This window comes from uncultured Lactobacillus sp. (assembly GCF_948948975.1).
Taxonomy (GTDB): Bacteria; Bacillota; Bacilli; order Lactobacillales; family Lactobacillaceae; genus Lactobacillus.
On record NZ_CARBVX010000002.1, the window covers coordinates 38,204 to 65,153 of the forward strand.

General features: G+C 33.4%; 23 protein-coding genes, 1 other RNA gene and 1 pseudogene. 9 read left to right on the forward strand and 16 right to left on the reverse strand.

Translation table 11 applies throughout. The annotated features are described in order from the left end of the window. The first annotated feature begins 156 nt into the window (after positions 1 to 156). On the forward strand, positions 157 to 1,365 hold the full coding sequence (locus Q9R40_RS01145; RefSeq protein ID WP_304675970.1) for a site-specific integrase: 1,209 nt from the start codon (positions 157 to 159) through the stop codon (positions 1,363 to 1,365). A 657-nt stretch (positions 1,366 to 2,022) separates the two neighbouring features. Here the strand turns inward: Q9R40_RS01145 and Q9R40_RS01155 are convergent. Continuing rightward, the gene (locus Q9R40_RS01155) at positions 2,023 to 2,148 is read right to left on the reverse strand and encodes a hypothetical protein (RefSeq protein ID WP_297938675.1); all 126 of its coding nucleotides are present in this window, start codon (positions 2,146 to 2,148) and stop codon (positions 2,023 to 2,025) included. Between the two features lie 295 nt (positions 2,149 to 2,443). Between Q9R40_RS01155 and Q9R40_RS01160 the strand changes: the two genes are divergently transcribed. From Q9R40_RS01160 to Q9R40_RS01175, 4 genes and pseudogenes are all read left to right on the forward strand, one after another. Next, positions 2,444 to 2,686, forward strand: coding sequence for a hypothetical protein (locus tag Q9R40_RS01160; protein WP_297938674.1), 243 nt, complete (start codon positions 2,444 to 2,446; stop codon positions 2,684 to 2,686). A gap of 162 nt (positions 2,687 to 2,848) precedes the next feature. After that, on the forward strand, positions 2,849 to 3,829 hold the full coding sequence (locus Q9R40_RS01165; protein WP_304675972.1) for an Abi family protein: 981 nt from the start codon (positions 2,849 to 2,851) through the stop codon (positions 3,827 to 3,829). 395 nt (positions 3,830 to 4,224) lie between these two features. After that, positions 4,225 to 5,295, forward strand: coding sequence for a tyrosine recombinase XerS (gene xerS / locus Q9R40_RS01170; protein ID WP_300594152.1), 1,071 nt, complete (start codon positions 4,225 to 4,227; stop codon positions 5,293 to 5,295). Positions 5,296 to 5,362: 67 nt separating this feature from the next. Beyond that, positions 5,363 to 5,572 (forward strand): annotated as a pseudogene (locus Q9R40_RS01175) (LysR family transcriptional regulator); the annotation flags it as partial. Positions 5,573 to 5,655: 83 nt separating this feature from the next. Here Q9R40_RS01175 and Q9R40_RS01180 read toward each other — a convergent pair. From Q9R40_RS01180 to Q9R40_RS01190, 3 genes are all read right to left on the reverse strand, one after another. Continuing rightward, a complete protein-coding gene (locus tag Q9R40_RS01180; protein WP_304675975.1) occupies positions 5,656 to 6,768 on the reverse strand; it encodes a hypothetical protein in 1,113 nt (370 codons plus the stop codon). Between the two features lie 84 nt (positions 6,769 to 6,852). Next, a complete protein-coding gene (locus Q9R40_RS01185; RefSeq protein ID WP_300724255.1) occupies positions 6,853 to 7,740 on the reverse strand; it encodes a DegV family protein in 888 nt (295 codons plus the stop codon). Between the two features lie 115 nt (positions 7,741 to 7,855). Further along, on the reverse strand, positions 7,856 to 8,266 hold the full coding sequence (locus Q9R40_RS01190; protein ID WP_297938657.1) for a MarR family winged helix-turn-helix transcriptional regulator: 411 nt from the start codon (positions 8,264 to 8,266) through the stop codon (positions 7,856 to 7,858). A 188-nt stretch (positions 8,267 to 8,454) separates the two neighbouring features. Here Q9R40_RS01190 and Q9R40_RS01195 point away from each other — a divergent pair, with 188 nt between their 5' ends. Then, positions 8,455 to 10,146, forward strand: a complete 1,692-nt coding sequence (locus Q9R40_RS01195) for an NFACT family protein (RefSeq protein ID WP_304675976.1) — start codon at positions 8,455 to 8,457, stop codon at positions 10,144 to 10,146. Positions 10,147 to 10,220: 74 nt separating this feature from the next. Here Q9R40_RS01195 and Q9R40_RS01200 read toward each other — a convergent pair whose 3' ends face one another. The 6 genes from Q9R40_RS01200 to Q9R40_RS01225 are packed head-to-tail and all read right to left on the reverse strand — an operon-like array spanning position 10,221 to position 17,861. Beyond that, positions 10,221 to 13,385: a carbamoyl phosphate synthase large subunit gene (locus Q9R40_RS01200; protein ID WP_300735061.1), complete on the reverse strand. Its 3,165-nt coding sequence runs from the start codon at positions 13,383 to 13,385 to the stop codon at positions 10,221 to 10,223. Between the two features lie 3 nt (positions 13,386 to 13,388). Further along, positions 13,389 to 14,444, reverse strand: a complete 1,056-nt coding sequence (locus tag Q9R40_RS01205; protein ID WP_127835731.1) for a carbamoyl phosphate synthase small subunit — start codon at positions 14,442 to 14,444, stop codon at positions 13,389 to 13,391. Positions 14,445 to 14,447: 3 nt separating this feature from the next. Beyond that, positions 14,448 to 15,362, reverse strand: coding sequence for an RluA family pseudouridine synthase (locus Q9R40_RS01210; protein WP_297938643.1), 915 nt, complete (start codon positions 15,360 to 15,362; stop codon positions 14,448 to 14,450). 14 nt (positions 15,363 to 15,376) lie between these two features. Continuing rightward, positions 15,377 to 15,841 carry a signal peptidase II gene (lspA, locus tag Q9R40_RS01215; RefSeq protein WP_004894860.1) on the reverse strand — a complete coding sequence of 155 codons (465 nt, stop codon included), beginning with the start codon at positions 15,839 to 15,841 and terminating at the stop codon, positions 15,377 to 15,379. Next, positions 15,841 to 17,520, reverse strand: a complete 1,680-nt coding sequence (locus Q9R40_RS01220; RefSeq protein ID WP_304675980.1) for a formate--tetrahydrofolate ligase — start codon at positions 17,518 to 17,520, stop codon at positions 15,841 to 15,843. Before Q9R40_RS01220 ends, lspA begins: the two co-directional genes overlap by 1 nt. Further along, on the reverse strand, positions 17,517 to 17,861 hold the full coding sequence (locus Q9R40_RS01225) for a hypothetical protein (protein WP_297938634.1): 345 nt from the start codon (positions 17,859 to 17,861) through the stop codon (positions 17,517 to 17,519). The genes Q9R40_RS01220 and Q9R40_RS01225 overlap by 4 nt, the downstream gene beginning before the upstream one ends. A 132-nt stretch (positions 17,862 to 17,993) precedes the next feature. Between Q9R40_RS01225 and Q9R40_RS01230 the strand changes: the two genes are divergently transcribed. After that, entirely contained in the window at positions 17,994 to 18,917 is a 924-nt protein-coding gene (locus Q9R40_RS01230) for a DegV family protein (RefSeq protein ID WP_304675981.1), read from the forward strand. Positions 18,918 to 19,129: 212 nt separating this feature from the next. Here the strand turns inward: Q9R40_RS01230 and Q9R40_RS01235 are convergent, their stop codons facing one another. The 5 genes from Q9R40_RS01235 to Q9R40_RS01255 form a co-directional block, all read right to left on the reverse strand. Continuing rightward, positions 19,130 to 20,362 (reverse strand): metallophosphoesterase, encoded by a 1,233-nt coding sequence (locus Q9R40_RS01235; protein WP_304675982.1) that lies wholly within the window; start codon positions 20,360 to 20,362, stop codon positions 19,130 to 19,132. A 5-nt stretch (positions 20,363 to 20,367) separates the two neighbouring features. Then, positions 20,368 to 21,492, reverse strand: a complete 1,125-nt coding sequence (locus Q9R40_RS01240; protein WP_304675984.1) for a class I SAM-dependent RNA methyltransferase — start codon at positions 21,490 to 21,492, stop codon at positions 20,368 to 20,370. A gap of 72 nt (positions 21,493 to 21,564) precedes the next feature. Continuing rightward, positions 21,565 to 21,934, reverse strand: an RNA gene (gene rnpB / locus Q9R40_RS01245) — RNase P RNA component class B. A gap of 24 nt (positions 21,935 to 21,958) precedes the next feature. Beyond that, positions 21,959 to 22,396, reverse strand: a complete 438-nt coding sequence (locus Q9R40_RS01250; RefSeq protein WP_297938620.1) for a DivIVA domain-containing protein — start codon at positions 22,394 to 22,396, stop codon at positions 21,959 to 21,961. A 205-nt stretch (positions 22,397 to 22,601) separates the two neighbouring features. After that, the gene (locus tag Q9R40_RS01255; protein ID WP_297938617.1) at positions 22,602 to 23,165 is read right to left on the reverse strand and encodes a DUF1273 domain-containing protein; all 564 of its coding nucleotides are present in this window, start codon (positions 23,163 to 23,165) and stop codon (positions 22,602 to 22,604) included. A 66-nt stretch (positions 23,166 to 23,231) separates the two neighbouring features. Here Q9R40_RS01255 and recU point away from each other — a divergent pair, with 66 nt between their 5' ends. Continuing rightward, positions 23,232 to 23,843, forward strand: a complete 612-nt coding sequence (recU, locus tag Q9R40_RS01260) for a Holliday junction resolvase RecU (protein WP_297938614.1) — start codon at positions 23,232 to 23,234, stop codon at positions 23,841 to 23,843. A gap of 10 nt (positions 23,844 to 23,853) precedes the next feature. Then, on the forward strand, positions 23,854 to 26,244 hold the full coding sequence (locus Q9R40_RS01265) for a PBP1A family penicillin-binding protein (RefSeq protein WP_304675986.1): 2,391 nt from the start codon (positions 23,854 to 23,856) through the stop codon (positions 26,242 to 26,244). A gap of 70 nt (positions 26,245 to 26,314) precedes the next feature. Here Q9R40_RS01265 and nth read toward each other — a convergent pair whose 3' ends face one another. Beyond that, complete coding sequence (gene nth / locus Q9R40_RS01270) at positions 26,315 to 26,944, reverse strand: endonuclease III (protein WP_300734967.1); 630 nt, start codon at positions 26,942 to 26,944, stop codon at positions 26,315 to 26,317. Positions 26,945 to 26,950 lie beyond the last annotated feature (6 nt).

A 26,950-nucleotide genomic window follows, 5' to 3' on the forward strand; every position in this document is an offset into this window, starting at 1 on the left:
CGACTATAAAAGCTGAGTAAACAAAAAACTCTCAAAGCCACCGACCAAAGTTACTTTGAGAGTTCTAACAATATGGTTGCAAAAAGATGTAAGACTTAACAAAAGCCTTGCGCCTTTTGCAACCCCTATTTTATCAAAAAATAGAGGTAATTAAAAATGCAATTTATACAAAAAGAATATGCTGTAGTTGTACAGCCATTAAAAAATGGAAAGTATAAATATATAAAAAAATATGTTGATCCCCTTTTATCTACTGCTCGACATACAGTTACAAAGCAAGTAACAGTCACTTTAGAAAAAAACACAAAAAAAGCCAAGCAGACAGCAGCAACTATTTTACAATCCAAAATTGATACTAAGCTAACTGAACTTGGTATGAAACAAATTACTATTGGAGAATTGAAGGAAAAATACTTTAAAAATATTCAACAGTCAATGCGTTTTGAAAATTATCAGACAATGTACGTTTATCAATCGCATATCAATATATTTATGAAAAGTATTGACCCTGACATTATCGTGGAACACTTAGGTACACCCTACTTCCGAAAATATTTTGACAAAATGCTCCAAAGCAAAAGTTGGTCATACTGCAATGTACGTAGAGCAGCATTATGGAACATGTTTGACTTTGGGGTAAATTATGGCTACTTAAGTATTAACCCTATCCAAAACTTCAGACTAAAGAAACCTAAAAATAGTGAAGATGATAAAGATATTGAAGATAAATATTTCACAGATGAAGAGTATCATGCTTTCATTCAATCATTGAAAGATCGTGATTTAGCTTATTATTCTGACTTTTTTGAGTTTCTTTATTATACCGGAATGCGAGTCGGAGAATGTGCGGCCCTTCATCCTAACGATGTTTTTCAAAAAGCCAATGGAAACTATTATGTTAGAATTAATGGAACATTGTCTAAAAAACATGATGGAAAACGCGGTAATGCTAAAAAGAAAGGTGGCGCTAAGCATGACAGTAATCGTGTCATCTATCTTCCACCTAAAGCTGTTGAAATATACAAAAGACATAATAAAGGATATAAGTTTCTTTTTGTGAAGCGGACAACTAGGAACCCAATGGATACTAGTTCAGTGAATAAAGAAATGAAAGAAACAGCCAGACGAGCTGGCATTAAGAAAAATATTACCTCTCACTTCTTTAGACATACTCACGTTTCTAAACTAGCAGAACTAGGTGTAGAATGGGAAGTAGTGAGAAGAAGAGTTGGCCATAAAGATTCAAAGACGACTAAAGAAATATATTTTCACGTTACTGAAAAAATGCAAGATTCTCTTGAAGCTAAAATTAATAGTTTAGGATCTAAAGAAGAAAGAATAGATTGGAATAAACTAAATAAGTAGCTTTTTAGTGTCTTATAAAAATAATAAAGCCCTGGAAATACTGCAGTAACAGTACTTCCAGGGCTTTTATCGTGCAAATTATTGTTTTAATGATACCTATTGAAGGTAACCTAGCAAAATAAATGTAATTCATTGATGCGTCAAGCTTTCATAAATACAAATTTCGTCAAAATCATTGCAAATTTATTCAAATTCTAGTCAAAAAAATGACCAAAAAGTGACCACGACTTTCTCTTTTACTATGATCATCACCTTTACAAATAATCGTTAACATGTTATATACAAAAAAGCTACTTCAGAGAACTTTAATCTCCCGAGTGGCTTATTTTTATTTATTCTCTTTCCTACTTGAATTCGCTACAAAGGTCATTGTTTTTGCAACAAACTAAGTATCCAGGTTGATCATTTGTGCGTAGTTGTATAATTCAGACATAATCGCCATGACGACTGTAAGCGTCATACTTAACGCAATCGCCCTTAGTAACTGTTCCAATAATATCACTAGTTTGTTCTAGCGCCATAGCGAATATTGATTGTACGGTTAGGATAGAATCTACCTTACAACCTACGATAGTTTTTAAGATCCCTATCCTCCCCTCCTTTCAGCTTGGTAGACGAGGGACTAATGGAGTGCGCAAGATAATTGTTCTGACTTAGCTAGTAAATCGCCTTGTACCGCTTTTTATCAATTTCAATTTTATGGTTAGCAGAGACAGAAACAACAATTACCGCTACCACTGAAGTTACTATAAGCACTAAATCTAAAAGATATGAAAAGTTCATTATTTAGCCTCCTTTACATCTTTAATGCGCAGCTTTAAAACTTTGACATACTTAGCCATTGCTTGTTTTTGTTCCTTTAAGAGTTCTAAGTGGGTTGCAGACAAAATTTTCTACCTTAATTTTTATTAATTCTTCCGTATTCTCCTCTCTTTTTTAACGTTCTTTTTTTGTGAACATATTTTGCAAATTGGGGATACAGTAGTGTTAAGATCTGCTAATTCGGACTTTAATGCCATCGTTCTAGATAAGGATCATCCTGGAACCATTTTAGGTAAAGTGATCAAGATCAGCTGGCTTGTCTGGAGCTCCTAAGCGTAGACTTAAAAAGGCTCTAATTCCTGGATATGGTCAAAAAGATATGGGATGGCCACATTCTAAAAAGAAATTTTACAATAAGTTTTACAATTCTACTATTATATATCTTGTAAAACTCTTTAAATCAACCAATAATAATCCATCAGCTAAAGTGATTAAACATGAAGGACTATTAAATATAGGAGCAATTACGCAAGAAGAGGTGGACGCCAAGAAGAAGTAATTATTAGATTTATAATGAATGTTTACATTTTGAATATTTATTATTGACATATTTCCCTTTTAGTTGATAGAATTTAGTTAATCAAGTTAAGTGACCGCTGTGCGGTCGTACCAAGAAGGATGTGTGTTTCAATACATGTCCTTTTTGTGTTGGAGAATTAAAATGAATGATAAACCCTTTTTAACTATTAATAAACAAATAGAATTACTAGGAAAACGTGGCCTTCTGTTTCAGGACAAAGAAGTGGCAAAAAGCAATTTATTAAGTTATGGATACTATGAAATTATTAATGGGTATAAGGATTGCTTTTTAGATAATTCACTAGATAAAGAAGATAAATTTAAATCCGGAATTACCTTTGAACATATCTTTCAGCTTTTTACTTTAGATAGAAATATCCGTTCCGAAGTTATGTCAGCTCTTGAAACTTTTGAAGCTAATTTAAGACAGGCATTAGCTTATACAGTAGCGGAGCAAATATCTGAAGAACAAACAAAATATTTAGATAGAAGAAACTATGTTACCGGTAAGAAGCAATACAATAAATCACTTCATAAAGAGATTTATCCTATTGATGCTTTGTTACACCTTTTAAAAGGCATTACATATGCTAAGTCTGAGCCTTACAAACATTATCGAGAGGAACACAATAATATTCCGCCCTGGATAATTGTTAAAAAACTTAATTTTGGAAATCTTATCTGGTGGTATAGATTGCTTAAGGCTCCACAAAAAAGAATTGTAACTTCTCGCATGACGGGATTAGATGTAGCTATTTTAGAGGAAGTTAAAGAATTCGAAGAAGGCTATTCTTCTCTTTTATCTTTGTATTTAGATTATAGAAATACTGCTGCACATGGTGGGCGGATATATAATCACTTTTCAAAGAAACATGCATTACCATATAGTCCTTTAATTCATAAAATACTTGAAATTTCCCCGGGTGATTACAGAAATGGTAAAGGTCAAAGCCGTCTAGGCACATTGATTAATACATTACAATTTTCCCGTGATAAAACTGCCTACAATGAATTAAGTGTTAGTAGTAGGTTTTATGTTGAAAAGTATCTAGAACTTAACCCTGCAGAAAAAGAATTTATTTGTACTCAGGCAGAGCTTAATGATAAATTCTTTATTAGATAATACGTTGAATTAATCCAACACATGACGACTATAAAAGATGAGTAAACAAAAAACTCTCAAAGCCACCGACCAAAGTTACTTTGAGAATTCTAACAATATGTTTGCAAAAAGCTGTAAGACTTAAAAGCCTTGCGCCCTTTGCAGTCTCAATTTTATCAAAAAATATTAGATTAAGTTATGGTTATCTTAATTTTAATCCACTAAAGATCTTTCAATCTACTTAAATCTATCTATTTTTTTAAAAATTTCGCATAATTTATAGTTACCTCTTACTCTTTTCTCTAGTATACAAGGTTGTCTCCCCTCTCTCCTACTAGGGGACAGTAACAAAACTTTTTTTAGGTTAGTAAATAAGATATAATATTATACAAACCTACGTTCGAGGAGACTATAATTTGGAAACTAATAAATACTTAGAACTTATTAAGCAAGAATTGGCTAATATGCCCGATTTTGTAAAGGAATACAATCTAGGAACTTCTCATTCATTAACTACGACCTATCAATATTTAACTGAAATTCGACGTTTTTTCGATTGGCTAAGACAAAACAATATTGCTTCGGTTTCTTCTAATAAAGATATTGAAGTAACGACATTGGAAAATCTCCAAAGAAATGATGTCATGCTATATATTCATCATCTTAAACATACTAAAAACCAACAAGGTCGCTTAAATTCGCCAACTACCATTAATCGTTCTATTAATGCTCTACGCTCCCTCTATAAGTTCTTAACCATTACTTCTGATAATAATCATGGTGAACCATATTTTGACCGTAATGTCATGTTAAAGATTAACTCATTAAATGATACTAAAACCTTAAATTATAGAGCTCATGTTTTAGAGTCACATATGTATATGGGAGATTTAAAATACCAATTTTTAGATTTTATTGAAAATGAATATGTACATAAATGTAATAAGCAGTCCCTACCTGCCTTTAAAAAGAATCATGAGCGAGATATGGCTATTATTGCATTGATTTTAGGAACTGGAATTAGAGTTTCTGAATGTGTTGGCGTAAACATGCGTAATATTAATTTAAAAGATGCTATGCTGGATGTTACACGAAAAGGTGGCCAAAAAGATAGCGTTCCTATTGCTGATTGGACGATTCCTTATTTAAAGAAATATAAGGAAATACGGGCTGATCGGTATCATGCTGAAAAAGAAGATACTGCTTTCTTTTTAACTAGATGGCATGGAAAGACTAAAAGGATAACCACTAATGCAGTTGAGAAAATGGTTAACAAGTATTCTGCAGCTTTTGGGAAACCTCTTACTCCCCATAAGTTACGCCATACGCTAGCTAGTGAACTTTATGAAGTAACTAAGGATCAAGTGCTAGTAGCACAGCAATTGGGCCAGAAAGGAACAACAGCTACCGATTTATATACTCATGTAGATCAAAAAAAACAAAAAGCGGCACTAAATAAAATAAATAGATATAAATCTTCTGATTAATTCAACTCTAATCTCATCATTTAGCCTATAATAAAAGTGTATACTTTATGTGAAAAAGGAACACTCTATGGGATTAGGAGTTTTAAGATATTTTCTTGCAGTTTGTGAAGCAAAAAATATATCAACGGCAGCTGAAACTCTTCATATTAGTCAACCATCGCTTTCACGCCAGTTAAAAAATTTAGAAGCTGAACTTGTCGTAACTTTATTTTATCGGGGACATCAAGAAATTACTCTTACTCAAGAAGGATATTATCTTCAGGAACATGCAATAGAAAAAACGATTTGAAAATCTTTTTTAGATCTTCAAATCGTTTTTAGATCTTCAAATCGTTTTTAGATTTTCAAATCGTTTTTTAATTAATGACTTTGCTGACTAGCAGCAGATTGTTGGTTGTTTTGTGCTTGTCCTTGATTATTGTGGTTCGCATCTGAGCTGCTGTTACTATTATTGTTTTGTGATTGTTGACTAGATTCTTTATTGTCAGAGGATTGCGTTGATGTACTACTTTGACTTTGAGAATGTTGACTTTCATCATTATGTTCTTCTGATTTGCTACTTTGTGATGAACTGGATTGTTGGCTACTACTTGAAGAACTTTCACTTGATTGACTAGACTGAGTATTTGAATTTCCAGAACCAATATCAATATCAAAACTATCGTCGGCTTTTGGATGGTATACTCTATGACTCTTCTTTGTAGCTGTCTTAGCTCTCAATGCTTTTGGAGTACTTACCTTAATTGCATTGATTTCTGTATATGTTCCCTCTTGAGAAATATCATATCCAGCATAAGCAAAACGCAAGTAGAATGAAAAGCTCGTCAAGACTAAGTGCCCGCCCTTTTCTTTTAAGGTATATTCAACCTTTAACCTTTTAAGGGCTCCCTCATTATCTAATCCCGATGCATTACCTTTAAGCTTTTTAATTAGCTTACTGTGGGTCTTATTCCAGAACTTTAGACTATTACCACTGTAGCTAACGCGATAGATAGAACCAGATTTCTTAAGTTTCATATCGCCTTTAATTGCTTTACTTCCGCTTAAAATAATTGCTGGGTCGAATTGGCTAACTACTTTATTAGGAGTCATAGTAGAAGAAGCTTTCCACTTTGGACTACCAGTATTATCCCACATTTTTTGATATACTTTGTCTTCATTTAGCCACATAGATGTCTTATCAACTTTAGCTTGTGCCTTAAGTGGATCATTTTGATATTCCCCAGTCCAAGTTCTTGTAGCTTGAATCCCGGGCGAATTCTTTACATTAAATTTATAGCTTTTGAAATCGGTATTGAGTGCTTCTGCAATAATTTCTTTGTCACTACTATTACTTGTAGCAGAATTAACAGCGGTAGGACTACTATTTTTAATAGCACTTGTGTTCATAGCTAATATAACTTGAAAAACGATTACCAGTCCTAGACCAATACCAGTGACTAGTCCTAATATTTTTAAAAACTTATTTTTCATTTAATCACTCTCGTTTTAAGTTCATGTAATTTACTTTATTAAAAAAATAGGAAAGCAACTTTAACTCTCCTATTTTTGATATGATTATTTTTTACTAAAGTCCATTTTATCTATGTCTGTCATCCAAGTAATACCAAGAGATTTTTCTCCTAAATAGGTAGCAATTACGGAACTAAAATTGAACATTTTAATGGTCATATTAGGGAAAGCAGCTTGAAAATCATTTTTAACTTTAGTAGCCTGCTCTAAATCATTAGAATTATAAACTGATAATGACAATTTATCCTTAATAGGCGAATTATTAATTCGCTCAATAGTGATATTTTCAGCCTTCTTAACAGCTCTCTTCATGGAACGAACTTTATCAAAACTTACGATTTGATAATTATCCTTTTTAAATGTCAAAAGTGGCTTAATTTGAAGCATGGTACCAATAAAAGCACTTGCATTACTCAAACGGCCGCCGCGCACTAAGTTATTCAAATCATCTACAACGAAAAGAACATCAATTGTATCTCTAATTTCGTCTAACTTAGCTAGAATTTCTTCAGGTTCCCATCCATTTTTAATCATTTTAGCAGCTGCTAGTACTAAATTTCCCATTGAACGAACAGTCATTGCTGGATCATAAGGATAAAGATTAAATTCAGGATGATTATGAGCTAAAGTAACTAAACTATTGTAGAAGCCAGAAATACCGGATGTTAGTGGAATAGCAATGATAGCTTCATAACCTTCATCTTTTAATTTTTGGCATAATTCAAGTATAGTACCTGGACTAGGTTGAGAAGTCTTAGGAAAAGGTGCTCCATCGCGTTCTAGCTCAAAAAGCTTCTCTGCAGTAATATCTACTCCATCCATGTATTGTTTATCTCCAATAATAACTGGAATAGGTACTACTGTAATATCATTGGCCTTGGCTTCTTCTGGGCTTATATCACTAGTACTATCTGTAATGAGTGCTATCTTCACGTGTGAAAACCTACCTTAAAATTAAAATGGCAGCATTAAGTTGCATGCTGCAATACTACTTATCAAAATGAAATTATATCATAAAATCAGATGTTTTTTAAATATAATCGATGATTTATACTTCCTCGGTTGCAAGGTTATTAACAATAAGTTGTAGTTTACTATCAAAATCCTGTATTTTTTCTTCACTCCAACTAGAAAAAATTTGTGCTTCAATTTGAGAAAGAACTTTTTTTAATTCTTGGGCTTTAGCCAACCCTTCATTGTTTAGATTTAAAGATTTACTAGAATCTTTCTTTGAACGTTCTACTTTAATTAAAGATGCAGTTTTCTTCTGCTTGATTTGTCTACTTAGGGTCGAAAGCGATATACTTAATTCCTGTGCTAATTCTCCCATCGTCAAAGTTTCATTCTGATGATGATCAAAGAATAATAATAAGCGAGTTTGAGAGAGATTTAATCCACACTTTTTATTAATCACTCGCTTAATATTCTCGCTAACGCTATTAAATATTAAGACATTCATTTTATTTACCACCTATACTTAATTTTCCCATTTTTTCTAATCAACAATAATTCTAAGACATAATTTAATTTTTCACAAGATTCGTGAAAAATTAACAATATTAGTGAAAAAATCACATATTTATTTAACAAGGAAATTCAAGGGATTAAAGAGTATAATTAAATATACTGTTTTAAAGGAGGATATTTATGGCTTTTGATGGTTTATTTATTCATAGTCTTTTGCAAGATCTCTCCCCTACTCTGGTTGGAGGAAAACTTACTAAAATATACCAACCATTTGAACAAGATTTAGTTTTAAATTTCAGGAAAGATCGTAAGAATCAGCGATTGCTGATTTCTGCTAATGCTCAAAATCCATGCTTTTATATTACAAATGATACAATTGCCAATCCCGACGTTGCTCCTACTTTTGTTATGGTGTTGCGGAAATATTTAGAAGGCTCAGTTCTTCAAAAAATCGAACAAGTTGGTGTTGAACGAATAGTTAACTTTCACTTTTCTAATCGAAATGAATTAGGAGATGAAATGCAGCTAATTTTATCAGTGGAATTGATGGGACGACACAGTAATGTGATTTTATATAATGCGGATAATAATAAAATTATTGATTTGCTTAAAAGAATCAATCCTGATGAAAATCGGGCTCGATTATTACTTCCACATGCACCTTATGAACTGCCTCCTCTTCTTCCAGGAATCAACGGTTTTGACCTTTCTGCTGACAACTTCACTGAATTAAAGGAAAAATATCCTGAACCAGCAGATTTTGTAAGACAATTTAATGGTTTAGATGGAGATGATAAAAAAGAATTTACTGGTTACTTAGAAGACGATTTTTCATATAGTTCTTTACAGACATTTTTTAATCAATTTAATAGGCCAAAAGGATATGTATTACAAACCATCAAGCATAAGGATCGTGTATATACTTACCTTCCCTATCATCTTGAATTAAATTTGATTTATTCTAGTGACGATGTCAATAAAACGTTAGACGATTTTTATCGTGATCAGGCTAATCGTGAATGGGTAAAGCAAAAATCTAAAAGAATTGAAAATATTGTTAATAACGAACTTAAAAAACTTAAAAAGAAAATCATTAAGTTACGTAAGCAACTAGATCAAGCGGAAAATTCAGAGGAATATCGAATTAAGGGTGAATTACTTAATGCTTATCTTCATGAAGTAAAGGCTGGGATGACAAGTATTGATCTACCAAATTATTATGAAAATAATAAGCCCTTAAAAATAAAACTTGATCCCGCACTTTCACCTGCTAGAAATGCACAAAAATACTTTACTCGTTATCAAAAATTACGTAATTCAATTAAACATGTTAATGAACAAATTAAATTAGCAAACGAGAACTTAGATTACTTTGATTCTATCCAAACTGCAATTGATAATGCGGATCCACAAGATATTGATGCAATTAGCGATGAATTGATTAATCAAGGCTATCTAAAAGAGCAAAATCATAATCGTCATCGGAAGAAAAAGATTAGCGAAAAAAATTTGAATACTTTTAAACTAAGTGATGGTAAAAAAGTATTAGTTGGTAAAAATAATTATCAAAATGATTGGCTAACTTTAAAGAAGGCGGATAAACGTGATTACTGGTTCCACGTTAAAAATATGCCCGGTTCTCATGTCATTTTACAAGACAGTGACCCAAGTGATGAAGATATCAAAGAAGCTGCTGAAATTGCTGCCTATTTCTCTAAAGGAAAGAATTCTAGTCACGTCCCAGTTGATTATGTGCAAGTTAAAAGAATTAAAAAGCCTAATGGAGCTAAGCCAGGTTTTGTTATTTATACTGGTCAAAATTCAATTGAAGTCACTCCCAATGAAAAAGATGTTTTAGAAAAAAGAATATAAGAAAAAAGCGCTCAATTTTATATGAGTGCTTTTTTCTCTATCCACTAAGTTTACATAATAAATAATATTTAATTTTACAAAGGTTGAGTAGTCATCGCTAAAGTTTCAAGTACTATTAAAACATCTTGTGCTGATTGTAAACTAGAAAAAACAGGAATATGTGTGCTTAAAGCTGCATCTTTAATCATAATTGCATCATGACTAGCAGAATCGGATAAACTTGTCACATTGATTACTAGATTAATTCGATGCTGCTTTATCTTTTCAAGTAAGCTATTGCTTCCCTCTTGAACCTTTTCAATAATTCCTGTTGTTATTCCCTCTTCAGCTAATACATTTGCAGTACCTTCAGTTGCTAACAGTTTAAAACCTAACTGGTGGAAGCGTGCAGCTATTTTAATTGCATTATGTTTTTCAGAATCTTTAACTGAAATAAAGACAGTACCATATGTTGAAATCATTAAATCACTGCCTTCATATCCTTTAAACAAGGCAGTCGGCAAATGCTTGGCTCGTCCCATTACACTACTAGAAGTCTTCATCTTAGAATCAAAGGTATTTTCACTGCTATATGATAAATAAGAAAATACTGGCATTTTAACATGAATTAAATCATTTGATGGCCAAATATCACTCGGAAGATCTAATTCAGCTAACGTACTTCCTAACAAAACTTTCATTGTTATAGCTGTAATATCTTTTTTTAGTGCTTTAGTTAGAAAAGCTACATTGTGTCCAGAGTAACTTTTAATTTGTAATAAATAGATTTGATCATTAGCTAATAAAAAGTGTAAGTTAACTGGTCCTCTTAAATTAAGTTTAGTGGCAATACTAATTGCACTATCACGTAATCTACGCTGATCATTAGTTGACAAGTTTTGTGGACGATAGACAGCTATGGAGTCACTGGCATGTGAACCGGTCTGTTCAAAGTGTTCAATAATTCCGGGAATAGTAACATTTTTACCATCAGAAATAGCAGTGACTTCATACTTTTTGCCTTCAATAAACTTCGAGACATTCATATGTTCTAATGAGTTTTCAGCAATATATCTTTGTAAAGCGGGTAAATCAAAGACAACAGCAGATTTTTGCTTTTTCCCGTTACTTGTACCGCCAATTAAAGCTGGGAAGCCATTTTTTTTAACAAAAGCTAGGATACTTTCCTCATTATCACATTGAAGAGCTGGGACTGGATTAACACCAGCTTGATATCCTTCATCTGCATGATCTTCCCTTAAAATTTCCTTCAAATTAGGTTGCCCCAAAATTGTTAGACCATGTTCTAAAAGTGCACTACGATATTCATTAACCTGCTTACCAGAAAACTGAGTTACAACTTCTTTGATATCTTCTTTCCATGCAACTTCAAGAATGTTTTCTAAGGTAATTGGTTCAAAGTAAATTCGATCGCATACATCATAAGCCGCACTCACACTTTCTGCATTATTACTAATAATCACAGGGCTAATTCCTTGCTCTTTTAAGGTCTTGGCGGCATGGTATAGCATATAATCAAATTCTCCAGTTAGAGATACTTGAAATGGTTTTAATCCTAAAAGAAGGCATTTTTTCGAATTAGATAGCGGTTTTATTTCATCTTCAATTCCATAACTACTGTAAACAGCTTGAATATTAGGGTGAATTAACCCAGCTGTTCCATCAATTTCAATATAGCTAGGCTTAATTGACCATTTTTTACATAAATCAGCAATTGATTTTTCATCTTGCTGCGTAATTTCAGCAATTAATCGATTAGAAAAGCCATTCTTCTTTACTTTTAGCATTAAATCAGCCGTAAGTTCATCATTACGTAATTTCTTTAATAAAATCAAAATATGATTAAACTTCTGCAAAAATACTAAATGAATATGTAAAAGCTGGTGAAGAGTATGGTAATTAATTCCCTTTGCTATCGCAGCCAATAGTGTAATTAGGTGTATTTCATTAGGCTTCGATAGATCTTGCAATAATTCTTTTTCGCTTTTTTTATATTCCTTTTTAAAGGTCTTAACATTATTAGAAAAACCAGTAGTTGACTGGAGAGCCTTTAAAAATGCACTTTCAAAGTTACGACCAATTCCTAAAGCTTGGCCTCCTGAAGTGGTTTTATTATTAAGAGTGTAGTGATTATAACCAGCTTCTGTGAAAGACCAATAAGGTAATTTTACAAAGCAAGCATCTTGCACAGGATCAACTGCAGCAGAAATTCCAGATTGTGGATCAGTGATTTCATTTAAATTATAGCCAAGTGCAATTTTGGCCGTTACATATCCAATAGAATATACGCCACTTCTATAAGAAAGTAAACTACTCTGAGTCAAACGTGGTTTAATACTTAATACTTTAAAATTAAAGTCTTCCCCACTTTGCTTAACAGCAAAATGAATACTTAACGCTCCATGTAAATTAAGACAATTAGCAATCTTTCGACAGCAATTTCTTAAGCGTTGAATTTGATTATTATTTCTAGTTAAAATTGGTGTTACTAATAAAGAATCTGAAGAGTTAATACCAACTGGTTCTAAGCTACCAATGTTTCCTACAAATACAAAATTTCCATTATTATCCCGAACAATATCAAAAATTAATTCTTCCCAATTCGATAAATCTTCAGTTAAACGATAATCTTTCCAGTTAAAATGGTCATCGGCTTCTTCATCTAAGAAGTATTGTTCTAATTGAACTAGATTTTCTAAAGAGATCATGCTATCGGGGCGATAATGCTGCTTTTTTGATAAAAGCAAAGGAAAATGAGCATGTTCAATTACCCGCTTTAAGTCCTCCTCTTTTTCTAATAGCCATTGATTGGCCACGGCAATCTTATTTGCTTTAAGAAAACTATAAAAATTATGAGGAGCTGATAGACTCAATGCCAAGCTGTTAATAGTTAGTAACTCAATATTCATTTGAGTTAAGATGCCCGACTCTAATAATTCACTGGTAAGTTTTAAAGCAGGTTTACCCCCAAAAGCCGGAATAATAGCATCAGGCTTTTCCATTCGGATGATTCGCTTCACAAAAGGCAATGTCATTGGTTCGAGATATACATTTACATTAGGATGCGGATCTGTTGTGACTGTTGCAGGATTAGGATTAATCAATACAACTTGCACATTACTTTCTTCAAAAGCCGTTAATGCTTGTTTAGCAAGAATATCAAGCTCTGATACTTCCCCAACAATACTTGGCCCCGCTCCAATAACAAGAACTTTATTAATTTCATTATGTAAAGGCATAGTCTACTCCATCATATTCAAAAACTGATCATAAATGCTGGCTGCATCAAAATTACCTGGTGAGCCTTCTGGATTAAAGGCAGTTGCTAAAACTTTATCTTCTTTGATACTGTAGCCTGCTAATAACTCCGATCTTAAATCAAAATATTTACGTGAAAGATTCAAAGATAAACTATCAGGTACTACTAGTTGATCAATATTCATTGCAGTTTGCCAAATTCGATTATTAGTTTGTTCAATAACTGGGAAATTACTGCCATTATAGGCTGGAATTAAGTCCAGGAGCTCTAGGTTTAAATAATTACTAATTGCTAAAAAGCCTAAGCCAATTCCTAAAATAGGCAATTTTCCGTAAAACTTATCAAATACTGGTTTTAAAAATGGTGCAACTTCTTCTACTCTACTTGGCCCATTAGAAATGACAATTGCATCAGCTCGAAGATTAATAATATCGTAAATTGATGCATTGTATGGTAAAACCACGCTATTAATTTTCCGTAAAGAAAGGGAGCGTAGTAATGAATGCTTTAAACCAAGATCAATTACAGCTACAGTTTTTCCAATATTTGGTGCAGCATAAGGATGCGTTGTAGATATTTGTGCAGTCTTATTTTTTGGTAAAACTAGGGCTTTTATTTGATCAAAAGCATGGGCATCATCTGTATCCATAATAGATGCTTTAATAACCCGCTTATTCTTCAATTTTTGAACTAAAGCGCGAGTATCAACACCGTAGATTGCTGGAATTCTTTTCTCTTTTAGAAAATCATTTAAATCTTGAAAAGTTGGATTGGCAGAAATATGAAAAGCAATGTCATTTGCAATTATTCCACGTACACTCGGATCAATTGATTCATAGTCGATAGCATTAATACCACTTCCACCAATCATTGGAGTAGTAAAAGCCAAAATCTTACCAAAATTGGCAGGGTCTGAAATTGCTTCCTGATATCCAAAATTACTAGTTTGAATACCAAGCTCGCCTGTAGCAGTAATGGGAGCACCAAAACCGTGTCCTGAAAATGCAGTTCCGTCTTCAAGAATTAAATATCTTTTCATAATCTATTGCTTCATTTCTTGTCGTAAATTCTCTAATTGTTTTTCAAAAATTGTTGGCAATGGTGCAGAAAATTCCAGCCATTCATTCGTAGAAGGTTGATAAAATCCCAAAGTCTCGGCATGCAAAAATTGTCCATGACCTGACAAGGTTTTCTTTGGGCCATATAAGGGATCGCCAGCTAATGGATGACCGATGTACTTCATATGCACTCTAATTTGATGCGTTCTGCCCGTTTCCAGTACACATTTGACTAAACTATAATTTTTGAATTGCTCTAGTACTGTAAAGTGTGTAACTGCAGCTTTTCCCTTTGGATTAACCGCCATTTGCTTTCGATTAACCGGATTTCTACCAATCGGAGCATTGATTACGCCATTTTTTACTTCAAAGTTGCCATGAACAATTGCCAAATATTCTCTTTTATTTATCTTTTCTGCTAATTGCTTTTCTAAGCTTTCACGTGCTTTATCATTTTTAGCTATCATTAATAAACCAGAGGTATCTTTATCAATTCGATGCACAATCCCTGGACGAAACCCTTCAGGACTATCAGCTAAATCACGTGTATGATAAAGTAATCCGTTGACTAAGGTATGATCTGGATGGCCGGCTGAGGGATGAACAACCATCCCCTGAGGCTTATTAACCACGATTACATCCGAGTCTTCGTAAACAATATCAAGATGTAGGTTTTCAGCTTCTAATGATAATGGTTTAACAGGGGGAATAGTAACATCAATTACGTCCCCAGACTGTACTTTATAGGATACTTTTTCAGCTTTATTATTAACTAAAATATTTTTATCATTAACTAATTCCTTAATCTTAGTTCGACTCAAATCTGTAATTTTCTCAGCGATTACCTTATCTAAACGTCCTTTTTCGTCATCAATTACTAATTTATAATTTTTAGTCATTTACTCTTCGTCCTTTAGTCTTTTTCGCTTATAAATATTAGATAGATAAAAACTAAGATAATTCCAACTGTAATTGCGCTGTCAGCAATATTAAAGATATTAAATTGAATAAAATCTAGTTGCAACATATCAATTACATATTTTAGATGCAAACGATCAATAAAGTTACCAATGATTCCACCTAAAACTAAGGCTAATCCTGTATCAAAAAGGCCATTTTTATACTTTGGATTAAAAAGATAGTAAATTACAACTGCAATAGCGGCAATACTGATTAAATAAAATAAAATCATTTGTCCACTGAAGATATTCCAGGCTGCTCCATCGTTTTGTAAATATGTAAATGAAAGCACGCCAGGAATAATAGTCTTTTCATCACCAATTTTAAAATTAGTAACTATATAATTCTTTAATAATTGATCTGCAATAATTACTAATAAAGAAATTATTAAATATAAGGCTTGTTTAGCTTTACTCATTAGAATAATCCTGAAATCTTTCCGTTATTATCTACATCAATGTCTAAGGCAGCTGGATGTTTTGGCAATCCTGGCATATCTAAAATAGATCCCATAGCTACCACAATAAAACCTGCTCCATTTTTAAGAGCTAAATTCTTAACATGAAGTGTAAAATCTTCTGGAGCTCCTAAGATACTCTTTTTATCAGTAAAGCTATACTGTGTTTTAGCCATAATTACTGGTAAGTTGTCTTTACCCATTTTCTTAATTTCTGCTAATTGACTCTTAGCTTTATCAGAGTATTCAATATCCTTGGCATGATAAATATTATGGGCAATTTTACTAATTTTTTCTTCTACGGAGTCAGTAGGTTCATATACTGAGGTAAAGTCACTAACTTTATTAGTTAACTCAACCACTTTTTCTGCGGCCTTAATTCCGCCCCTTGATCCTTCATCATGGTAAGAAACTACTTCACATTCAAAGCCATCATCTTTAACAAGTTCTTTCAATTTTGATAGTTCTTGTTCAGTATCACTAGCAAATTTATTTATTAATACAATTACAGGTACACCATAATGAGCCATGTTTTCCATATGGCGCTTTAAGTTTTCAAAACCTTTTTCTAAAGCTGGAATATTTTCTTCATCTAAGTGAGCAGTTGTCTCTTCTGCTTGATACTTCAATGCTCTTACGGTTGCAACAACTACTACAGCGTCAGGACGTTTATCTAAATGGTTAGAAACAAAATCCATAAACTTTTGACCACCGAGGTCTGCTCCAAAACCAGCCTCAGTTAAAATATAGTCGCTTAAGTGTAACGCAGTATTAGTAGCAATTACTGAATTAGCACCATGAGCAATGTTAGCAAATGGACCACCGTGAACAATTGCTGGGGTATGTTCAAGTGTTTGAACTAAATTAGGCTTTAATGCGGTTGATAAAAGCGCAGCAATTGCTCCCTCAAACCCTAAATCTTTAACATAAACAGGTTCATCTTTCACAGAAAAGCCAACTAGCATATTTCCAATCCGCTTTTTCAAATCGTCAATATCAGTTGCTAAACATAAAATAGCCATTAATTCATTAGCTACAGTAATTGCAAAGCTAGCTTCATGTTCTATTCCATTAAAACGTGAACCTTGTCCGATAGTGATTTTTCTTAAAGTACGATCATTAACGTCAATTCCGCGTTTTAATAAGATACGATTAGGATCTAGCTCTAGACTATTATCTTGATAAATATAGTTATCAACTAAAGCAGCCAAAGTATCAATTGCACTAGTTAATGCATGCATATCACCAGTAAAGTGTAAATTAATATCTTCCATTGGGATGATCTGTGCATATCCACCACCAGTTGCACCACCTTTTAATCCAAAAACAGGACCCATTGAGGGTTCTCTTAATGCAATTAAAGTATTTTTGTGAAGTTGATTGCTGATTGCATCTCCCAAACCAATGGTAATAGTAGACTTTCCTTCACCAGCTGGCGTAGGGCTAATTGAAGTAACAAGAATTAACTTACCCAGCTCTTTACTTTGTTTAATTCTGTTAATTCCCTTCCAGCTAATCTTGGCCTTATCATTACCATAAAGTTCAATTTCATCTGGTTGAAGATCAACTTTTTTTGCAATTTCTGTAATAGGTAATTCTTTAGTGTCTTGTGCGATTTCAATATCTGACTTCAAATTCATTTCTTCTTTCTTTTAAGTGCTAAAAGCAAGTAAGTATTGATTTTACTCTTTGCTTCATATATAACGAATGCCTTCCATTGCCACTTAATCTTTAAATTTTGAAGCTGAAGTTTCTGACGGTATGGTAATTTTAGCCAGTAAACATTTGCTTCCTCCTGAAAATAAGAATTAAACCAGGTATAAATAACTATAACCACAAAAATAGCTCCTAAGCTTAGTGCAGAATAGCTAATTGCTTTATTACTTTCATACCCAACAATAAAGGCTACAAAAATTAGTGCTAGGAGCCAGGAGTAATAAATTACACCCGCAGCGCCTAAAAAAATAAAATGTCTTTTCATAATTTAGAATTTAGGTCACACCCTATTTGTTAATTACCTCTATTGTAACAAAAATCAAGTAGATTTACGTTTTTGTTTAAAATAGCGTTCTAGACTATAATATTAAACAAGAATATGGAGGAAAATAACAATATGAAAATCGGCGTTTTAACTGACAGTTCATCTTATTTAACTAAAGAACAATGCGAAAAATACGGAATTGATGTCTTACCAATTCCCATTATCTGGGATAATAAAGAATATCTGGATTTAATTGATATTGGTTTTCATGAATTCTATGAAAAGCTAAGTAGTTCTTCTACTCTTCCCACTACATCTCAACCTTCAATTGGAACCGTAAAAAAATATGTTGATAAATATATCGATGAAGGTTATACCGATCTAATTATTATTACTCTTTCAAGCGGTATTTCTAGCTTTTACAATAATGTTTTAAGTGTAGGTGATGAAGAAAGCAGAATTAATATTCATCCCTTTGATTGCAAAATAACCTGTGCAGGAGAGGCTAATGCTGCAATATTAGCTGGTCGACTAGTCAAGGCCGGGGCTGACATCGATTTAATCATGCATGACTTAAACGATTTAAGAAACACTACCGATGTTAGATTTATGGTAGACAATCTTAATCATTTAAAAAGAACCGGCCGCTTATCAAATGCCGCTAGTTTCGTAGGCTCTATCTTAAAGATCAAGCCAATCTTATCTATGGACGTTCAAAATGAAGGGAAAATCTCAGCAATTGCAAAAGAGAGACATTATAAGCGTGCGTATAATCATATTAAAAAGGACTTTGATCGTTTAATTTCTAATATGCCCTATCCCATTCAGCTAACAATTTTTCATGCTGATGATGAAGAAAGAGAAGCTGAATGGATTAGTGATTATGAAAATAGTTTTCCTAAGGTCAAATTTCATCAAAGTATTATCGGACCAGTAGTTGGTGTTCATGTAGGACAGCATACCATGGCTATGATTTGGTGCAGAGATTTAGATTCTTATTTTGATAAAAATGGCAAGCCCATTAAGGATATTAAGTCAAAAGTTGTTGAAGACTGATATTATTTAACTAGTCTAATTAAGAGAAGCAAAACTTTTATTAAATTTGCTTCTCTTTTTAATTTATAACCTTAAGGTGTTAGCTATGAAAAAATATAAATATTCTAGTTACGATATTGCATACTAAAGGAAACAGTATCTGGAAATACTCACTTATGTATCTAAAAAACTCTGAAAATTGCCGCTAGGAGCAGTTTCCAGAGTTTTTATTTTTAGTATTTAATTTTTACATGCAAATTATCATGATTTGACATATCGTATAACGTTTGTAAATACAATTCATAATGTGGGTTGTCTGCAATTAAACGTTGATAAATTGGTGACTTTTTAAGTTTTTGCAATTCTTCACTTTCAATATGATTCTTTCCAGTAAAAAAGTGATAATTCATCTCGCCGAAAAGACGCCCCATTTTTCTGACAGTATCTATATCATCATGATTTTGATAAAGATCTTTCTGCATTAATTCTGCCGAAATAGTTCCTAGTTGAATATTTTCTAAATAATCATGAAAGTGAGTCAAAGTCCAATTTTGTTTTTCCTTGTCAGTTAAATAGTCCTTCATCTTAAAGTGATGACAAGTATAACTAACTTCTTTCGGCGAAACCTTAACTACACCATAGCCTTGATCATTGGAGCAAAAGCTAGAAGTTACAATTTCTGTAGCTGGACAAGGATCTTGCGGCAACATAATGTTTTGAGCATGAATATGACCAGAGAAAACTAATTTCACATTATATTGAGCTAATAACTTACGCAGTTCATGATAATCATCAACAACATATCCCTTGTTTACAGCCGGATTATGGGCGTAAAGATTATGATGCATACAAAAAATTACTTGAAGGTTATTCTCACTAGCATATTGAAGTTGCGCCTTAATCCAGCGTCGTTGCTCTTTTCCTAAAAAACCAGCTGTCGCAGGTGCAGTAGTCGCTTCTTCTTTACCATAATCATTAGAATCAGCTAAAATCAACAAATAATCAGGATTAAGCTGAACACTATAAGCTAAAGATTTATCATCAACACTAACTGCATTTTCATAGGATGTTTTAAAAATATTACGCCACATTCTAGGACTAATTTGACCAGCGTAATATTGTTTCTTTCCTCGAAATTCTCTAGCCCAGCCATCATAAATATCATGGTTTCCCGGAATAACTAAAAGCTGTGTTTCTTTTAAAGGTTTAAAAATTTCAGCGAATTTTTCCGCTGAAACTCTTTCTCCATTAAAAGTTACATCCCCCGTAACAATGATTGCGGCCGGTTTCTTTTTTTGCGCCATTCTTACAAATGCACTTAAAGCAGTTTCCTGATAGTATAAATCTTTACCTTGACTAGTTTTTTGCATTTGTGAAAAAGCTTGTCCATGATCGTGTAAGCTATCTGCAATTAAATGAGTATCACTAATAACCCAAAAACTAGTCTTTTTATCTTGCGTTAACATAATTGTTATCTCTTATTAGCCCAATATTGATAATAGTCAGTCCGTAAGTTACCATTATAGAATTTTCTCTTCTTAGTGGCCTTTGCACCAAAGTATTTTTCAAATTGAGGATCAGATGTAAGATAGTACTGACTAAAAGAAGTAAGAGGACGCAATGTTTGTCCCATTTCTTCATAGATCTTTTCCGCTGCTTCTCGATCCTTAAGCCGTTTACCATAAGGAGGATTTGCAACAATAACTCCATTTTCTAAGTCAGTTGAAAAGTCTTTTACAGCGACTTGCTTAAATTTTATATCTTGTAATACGCCTGCATTATGCGCATTCACTTTAGCAATTTCTAAAATTGATTGATCAATATCGCTAGCTAAGATTGGAGCATGCTCCTTTTTTTCTTGTGCTTTAGCCGCTTCTACTAATTCGGGATGCAAATTCTTATCAAACCAATCAAAATTATCAAATGCAAATTTTCTCCAAATACCGGGAGCTACATTCTTTGCCTTAAGAGCAGCTTCAATTGCAATTGTTCCTGAGCCAGTCATAGGATCAATAAAGGGATGAGAACCATCAAAAGGAGTTAGTTCAATCAAACCTGCTGCAAAATTTTCTTTCAATGGTGCACCACCATGTTCAACACGATAGCCACGCTTGAATAAACTTTGACCAGTAGTATCTAAGCTTAAACGTGCAGTATCTTTATAGAGATGGATGTCTAGCGGGTATTGTGCTCCACTTTCTGGTAAAAATCCACGTCTTCGATATTGATCAGTCAACTTATCTACAATTGCCTTTTTTACAATTGATTGCACATCAGGTTCAGAATGTAACTTACTACGAACACTTCTTCCTTTTACAGGAAATTGAGCATCTACTGGTAATAACTGTGCCCAATCATAGCTATAAACTTCATCATATAATTGATCAAAACTAGTGGCCTTAAATTCTTTTAGTAAGATCTTTACTCGATCAGCACTCCTAAGCCATAGATTAGTTCTTACAATGTCTTTTTGAGTTCCTTTAAAAAATACACGGCCATTTTCAGTTGTTGTTTCATAACCTAAATTGTTTAATTCTTTTGCAACTACACTTTCAAATCCAGCGCCCATTGTTGCATATAATGTATATTCTTTCATTTTATATTCTCTATCTATATAAATTTTTCGATAAAAAAAGGCTGAGCCAAAGCTCAACCCTAACCTACAAATCTCTATAAGCCACGTTCTGTTCCAATAGGACTTGGTTAATTCCTATTTTCAGCGATCATCTATCTTCATTAAAAAATGACTTTGTCTTTAGTTCATTTACTTAGACGAAAGCGCCCCTACCAAATTTGGGTTGCCCGCTTGCAGGGTTTACCTCGTTCCACCAGTAAAGTTTCCTTCACTGCTTCGTCACTGTGGCACTTTTCAGGATAGTAACACATGTCAAAAATATGATTTAGTGCTTTTTCCGCCGTAACTTGTAAAAACAAGTCCCCCAGCTTATTGGGCTGAGTACAAAAACTACAAGCATCTCAGCTTGTGCGTGCGTGGACTTTCCTCAGCTAGCATAAGCTAACCGCGATCGCTCGAAATTTGCAATAATCATTATACCATAGTTTTAATTAGCTTGGTAAGTTCTATCTTGTTGATTCATTCTTTGTTCAAGGTTGTAAACTTTACGCTCTAAAGTAGAAATACGTTGAATCATAGCAACATTAGTAGTTAATTCTGGTGTTTCTTTTTCTTCATTAGTATTATTTACAGCAGTTTTTTGTACTTTCTGAGGAGTATAAGTTTTAACATCATCTTCAATTTCCTCATTCTTAAAATCTAACTTAGGTGCAGTACTTTTAACTGTAGTTTCTTTTTGCTGAGCTTTTAGATCACTGATTTGTGTTTGCAAATCTTCAATAATAGTCGCAAAAGTACTATAGTCTGAAATAATTGTATCAAGATATGAATCTACTTCATCAGAATCATATCCCTTCATTTTTGTTCTAAATTGCTTTTTTAAAATACTTTGTGGATTTAATTGAATATCGTTTAAACTTGCCATTGGTTTCGTCAAACTCCTTAGTTACAGACTAATGTCTGTTTTTAATTTAGGCGATAAAATGTTAGCTATGTGATAGCTTAATGGCACTCATTTCATCGTATATATTTAGTATAAGTTATAAGTATCCATCAAGCAATAATAGTAGTACCATCTAAAAAAATCTTATTTTCTTAGGTATATAAAAAATTAAAGAGTAAATTTATTTTTAATAAAAGTTTTTTCGATGATTTTCTTCATATTCTTCTGCCGCTTCCTGTAAGTCATAAAAATCAATTATATCTAGTGGATAATCAGATTTTTCTTGATACTTTCTAATAGCTTCATAATCGTATTTTGTTTTACCAGGATGTTCAGGATCATAAAGTAAAAGCGCTCGATCCGTGTGTTCTAACATGAAATTTTGATAGTTTTTAAGCTGCATTGGTCTCATATAGGGATAATCAGAAGTAGAAGCTGTAAAATCAACCTGCTCAGTAAGGTTTTGATACTTCATTTGATTACTGTCATTCCATCTTTTTGAGAATTCTAAATAAGGTGTCATCAAAGCTGTATGAACACTATATTCATTTTGCAGACTAATTGCGGTTTCTAGGGCCCATTGCTCGGTTCCAAGGTTTGCTCCACTAATTACCCAGTCAATCTTTCCTTCTTCAAGTAAACTCTTTAAATAATTCTTCAGTGCATACTTAATTACAGTCAACTTCGGATCTTTATCACTAAAAACTCCCAATTCATAAGAACGATATCCAGTAACCCATAGTCGCTTCATTCTGATCCTTCCTTTCTCTAAAAATGATTTAAAATCTTTGCTATAATGCTAAAAGGAGTGATGTTGATGGTAAAATATCCAACAGGCAGTTTAACACATTATACTAAAGATCAAACTGACCTTTTACATCCAAGAAAGCAAAAACATCGTAAAGATGTTGTATTTTCTGATCGTGGAATGAGCCTAGAACAACAAATCAATGAGTCCAATAAATATTATCTTCTTGAAGGTATTGCCGTTGTTCATAAAAAGCCAACCCCAGTCCAGATCGTTAAAGTAGACTATCCTAAACGATCGCGTGCAGTTATAAAAGAAGCCTACTTTAGACAAGCTTCTACAACTGACTATAATGGCGTATATCAAGGTCGCTATTTAGACTTTGAAGCCAAGGAAACAAGAAATAAGAGCTTGTTTCCTTTAAAGAATTTCCATGAACACCAAATTATTCATCTTGAAAGATGTTTAAAGCAAAAAGGAATTTGCTTTACGATTATCCGCTTTGTAACTCTTAACCGATATTTTGTAACCCCTGCTAGTTTTGTGATTGAAGCTTGGAAGACACCACATAAGAGCTCAATGACCTTGCAAGAGTTAATTGATAATTCAGTTGAAATTAAAAGTGGATTTCGTCCCACTCTCCCATACTTGGATGCAATCGATAATTTTATAGATAGATAGGAACAAAAGAATGGCAGATAATAATCAAAAGCCAAGTAATTCTAGAATGGCTAAACTTCATCCAAAAGGTAAGCCCCGCAAACGAATGTGGCTACAAATAATCAAGTGGCTCTTTATCGTAGCAATGTTAGTAGTTGTTTCTGGTGTAGGCTTATTTGCATACTATGCTAAAGACGCTCCAAGCATCTCACAAGCTCAACTTCAAAGTGGTGGTACAAGTAGTCTGTATACTCGCGATGGAAAATTTCTTCTTTCTTTAGGATCAGAAAAAAGGACCTATGTTGATAATAAGGAAATTCCTAAAGAACTTAAAAATGCCATTATCTCTGTCGAAGATAGGCGTTTTTACAAAGAAGGAATCGGACTTGATCCAATTAGAATTATTGGTTCTGTCTTAGTTAATGCGAAAAGTAAAGGCGTGGCTGCAGGTGGATCAACTATTACTCAGCAGCTAGTTAAGTTATCGGTCTTCTCCACTGCTGCTTCTCAAAGAACTCTCCGTAGAAAAGCTCAGGAAGCATGGCTTTCAATGAAGGTAGAACGAGAATTTAGTAAAGAACAAATCTTGGAATTTTATATTAATAAAGTTTATATGAACTATGGTAACTACGGGATGGGTACAGCAGCCGACTATTACTATGGTAAAGACCTAAAGGATCTTGACCTAGCCCAAACTGCTCTTCTTGCAGGGATGCCTAATGCACCAGTTACGTATGATCCATACGTTTATCCCGAAAAAGCTAAATATAGACGTGACATTGTATTAAAAGCAATGCTCAGAAATGATAAAATTTCAAAAGCTCAATATAAACAAGCAGTTAATGAGCCCATTACTCAAGGCTTGCAGCCTAAGAAGAATAATTCGACTTCTGAATTACGAAAAGTAGATGATCCATACATCAAAGAAGTAATTAATGAAGTTAAGAGTAAGGGATTTAATCCATACAACGATAATTTAAAAATTACAGTTAATATTGATCAAGATGCTCAACAAAAGCTTTATGACTTAGTAAATGATGGTTCTGTTCCATTTACTAATGACAAGATGCAAGTTGGAGCTACAATTATTGATCCTCGAACTGGTCATGTTATTGCCATTATTGGTGGACGTAAACTTCCTGCAGTTCAATTAGGTTTAAATCGCGCTGTTCAAACTGGTCGTTCAACTGGTTCTACTGTTAAGCCAGTATTAGACTATGGTCCTGCAATTGAGTATCTTAACTGGCCAACTTCTCATATGTTAGACGACTCTAAATATGTTTACCCTGGTACTAACATTCAACTTTATGACTGGGATAATAAATATGAGGGTAAAATAACTATGCGTCGCGCTCTTGAACAATCTAGAAATGTTCCAGCTGTTAAAACTTTAAGCAAGGTTGGAGTGGCAAGAGCTTCTCTTTTTGCAAGAAAACTCGGAGTTAATGTTCCTTCTGATTCTGGTCTATCAGTTGCAATTGGTGCTAATGCATCCTCTCTTCAAATGGCAGGCGCATTTGGTGCATTTGCTAATGACGGTATTTACCACAAACCACAATTTGTTTCAAAAATTGAAACTCCAGACGGCCTGACTAGAAATTATGATAGTAGTGGTACAAGAGTAATGAAGGAATCAACCGCCTATATTATGACCGACATGCTTAAAGGTGTTATGACTAAAGGTTCGGGTACACAGGCACGCATTAGAAACTTATATGAAGCTGGTAAAACAGGGACGGTTAAATATTCTGATGAAGAGTTAGTAAGATATCCTCAATACAAAAATTCACCAAAAGATTCTTGGTTTGTTGGATATACGAAACTCTACTCAATGGGAATTTGGACTGGATATGATAATCTGAAAGATGGTACTCCTTCAGGTGTTGGAGCCTCTTCTGCTCAACTTCTATATAAGCAAATGATGTCATATCTAATGAGTGATAAAGCTAATAAAGACTGGTCAAAACCAAGCACAGTTGTTAGACGCAGAATTGCTAATGGTACCCAAGATAAAGTGGTTTCTCCGAATGCAAGTAATTCTAGCTGGCAGTTATTTGTTAAAGGTCACGCACCAAGTAATCCGTATAGTGATGTGACTGTTGATAGACGAAAAGAGGAAGACAACGATATTGATACACGAGTTGATACAGAAGATGATACTTCTTCTAAGGGCCAATCTCGTTCCCAAAGTAGTAGTTCTTCATCATCGAGCCGTGCGGAACAATCTTCAAGTCAAAGACAGTCTTCTTCTACTTCTAACAACAATAACTCTAATAACCAAACTCAAAACAATAATCGTCAAACTGAAAACCAAACAGAAAATAATAACAATAATTCACGACAGAACCAGAATACAAATAATCAAGGAAACAATCAAAATCAACAACAAAACCAGGGAAATAACTCCAATAATAATCAATAATTGAAGTTAAGCTAAAAGATCCCCGAAGTCATTAAAACGACTTCGGGGATCTTTTTTTATTATTTATTAGTTAGTTTAATGGTGGTAAGAAAGAATACGGATCTTGATTTTTAGTCCGAGCGGGCATTGTATATCGTCCAAATAAAATCATAGCATGATGAGTATGAATCCATTCTTCTTTTGGAAGCAATTCTTCAAGCCGTTTCTCAACTTCATGAGGAGTTGCTTTTTCACTAACTATATTAAAGCGTTTAGAAATACGGGAGACATGTGTATCTACTGCAATTGCTGGTACTTTGAATCCTTCTGCTAAAACAACATTCGCCGTTTTTTCTCCCACGCCAGGTAAGGTCATCAAAATCTTTTTATCTTTCGGAATCTGACCGTCAAATTTTTCGGTAATAATTTGTGCTGTCTCTTTTAAATGCTTAGCTTTTGTCCGATATAAACCAATTGTACGAATGTGATTTTCAATATCTTTGATATCTGCTTGGGCTAAAGCGGCACTATCTGGATAGTCCTTAAAGAATTTAGGTGTAGTTCTATTAACCATTTTATCAGTGGTTTGGGCACTCATTAAAACAGCACATAATAGATGAAACTTTGTATCCCAATTCAATTCCCCTTTAGCATCTGGATATAAAGAAAGAATTCTTTTTAAAACCAACCGTGCTTCATCGTCTGATAATAATTCTTCCATATTAAT